The 2,122-nt window shown below is 60.7% G+C and carries 2 protein-coding genes and 1 pseudogene; all 3 read left to right on the top strand.

Annotated elements, in window-relative coordinates:
• A partial coding sequence (locus tag HX846_RS16220; RefSeq protein ID WP_178965718.1) for a sigma 54-interacting transcriptional regulator occupies positions 1 to 641 on the top strand: 641 nt, incomplete at its 5' end.
• Positions 642 to 1,039: 398 nt separating this feature from the next.
• Complete coding sequence (gene gcvH / locus HX846_RS16215; RefSeq protein ID WP_003220049.1) at positions 1,040 to 1,423, top strand: glycine cleavage system protein GcvH; 384 nt, start codon at positions 1,040 to 1,042, stop codon at positions 1,421 to 1,423.
• A gap of 10 nt (positions 1,424 to 1,433) precedes the next feature.
• Positions 1,434 to 2,122 (top strand): annotated as a pseudogene (locus tag HX846_RS16210) (glycine dehydrogenase (aminomethyl-transferring)); the annotation flags it as partial.

Below are 2,122 nucleotides of genomic sequence, written 5' to 3'. Positions count from 1 at the left end.
TGTTCCTCGACGAGATCGGCGAGATGTCGCCGTACTTGCAGGCCAAGCTGCTGCGGTTTCTCAACGACGGCAGCTTCCGCCGGGTGGGCGGCGACCGTGAGGTGAAGGTCAATGTGCGGATCCTCAGCGCCACCCACCGCGACCTGGAAAAGATGGTCAGCGAAGGCACCTTCCGCGAAGACCTGTTCTACCGCCTCAATGTGCTCAACGTCGAAGTGCCGCCCCTGCGCGAGCGCGGCCAGGACATCCTGCTGCTGGCCCGCTACTTCATGCAGCAGGCCTGCGCACAGATCCAGCGCCCGGTCTGCCGCCTGGCGCCGGGCACCTACCCGGCGCTGCTGGGCAACCGCTGGCCGGGCAACGTGCGCCAGTTGCAGAACGTGATCTTCCGCGCCGCGGCCATTTGCGAAAGCAGCCTGGTGGACATCGGCGACCTGGACATCGCCGGCACCTCTGTGGCGCGGCAGAACGATGGTGAAGTCGACAGCCTGGAGCAGGCGGTGGAAGACTTCGAGCGCGGGTTGCTGGAGAAGCTGTATACCAGTTACCCGTCCACTCGCCAGCTGGCCAGCCGCCTGCAAACCTCCCACACCGCCATTGCCCATCGCCTGCGCAAGTACGGTATTCCAAACAAGCCCTGACTGAACGCGGTCAACATGTGGGAGCGGGCTTGCTCGCGAATGCGTTGGGTCAGTCAATACATTCGGCACTGACATACCGCATTCGCGAGCAAGCCCGCTCCCACATTTGATCTACGGCGCCCTCAAAAGCGACCTCCGTCTGTACTGAAAGCGCTACAGTGGAACGATATCAATACACACCGTCCCAGGCATCGCCATGCAAGGCTTTGATCCTCATAGGCTTTTTTTCACCCGTCCAGCTGTAGCGATATCGCTACAGTCAGCTTCCGAACATCACCTGCCATAATCAGTAACCAATTGTTTTATAAAGATAAAAAAACATTGGCCGCAATTTTGCTAAGCAACTCCCCATTATTCCAATCCCGTCCACCAGACGAATCTGGCCCTGAGGAGTTTCCATGAGCGAGTTGCGCTTTACTGAAGATCACGAATGGCTGCGCGCCGAAGCCGACGGCAGCGTGACCGTGGGCATTACCGCTTTTGCGCAGAACGCGCTGGGTGATGTGGTTTTCGTGCAACTGCCTGAGCTGCAGTCCTACGACAAAGGGGCAGAAGCCTCCACCGTTGAATCGGTCAAGGCCGCCAGCGGCGTATACATGCCATTGGACGGCGAAGTCCTCGAAGTAAACGACAAGCTGGACGGCAGCCCCGAGCTGGTCAACGAAGACCCGATGGGCGAAGGCTGGTTCTTCCGCTTTAAACCGGCTGATGCCGACGCAGTAGCTAAGCTGTTGGATCAGGATGCGTATGACCGCCTGATCAAAGCCAACGCTGAAGCCTGAGGAGCGCGCCATGACTAATCTGACCACCGCCAACGAATTCATCGCCCGCCACATCGGCCCGCGCCAGGACGACGAGCAACACATGCTCGCCACCCTGGGCTTTGATTCCCTGGAAGCCTTGAGCGCCAGCGTGATCCCGGAAAGCATCAAGGGCACCGCTGTGCTGGGCCTGAGCGACGGCCTGAGCGAAGCCGACGCACTGGCTTCGATCAAGGCGATTGCCGCCAAGAACGAGCTGTTCAAGACCTACATCGGCCAGGGCTACTACAACTGCCACACACCGTCGCCGATCCTGCGCAACCTCCTGGAAAACCCGGCCTGGTACACCGCCTACACGCCGTATCAGCCGGAGATTTCCCAGGGCCGCCTGGAGTCGCTGCTGAACTTCCAGACGCTGATCAGCGACCTCACCGGCCTGCCGATCGCCAACGCCTCGCTGTTGGACGAAGCCACCGCCGCTGCCGAAGCCATGACCTTCTGCAAACGCCTGAGCAAGAACAAAGGCAGCAACGCGTTCTTCGCCTCCGTGCACAGCCACCCGCAAACCCTCGACGTATTGCGCACCCGTGCCGAGCCGCTGGGCATCGACGTGGTGGTGGGCGACGAGCGTGAACTGACCGACGTCAGCGCCTTCTTCGGCGCCCTGCTGCAATACCCGGCCAGCAACGGTGACGTGTTCGACTACCGCGAACTGACCGA

The sequence above is a fragment of the Pseudomonas sp. K5002 genome (genome assembly GCF_013386655.1).
Taxonomy (GTDB): Bacteria; Pseudomonadota; Gammaproteobacteria; order Pseudomonadales; family Pseudomonadaceae; genus Aquipseudomonas.
This window is presented reverse-complemented; position numbering and strand designations above follow the sequence as displayed.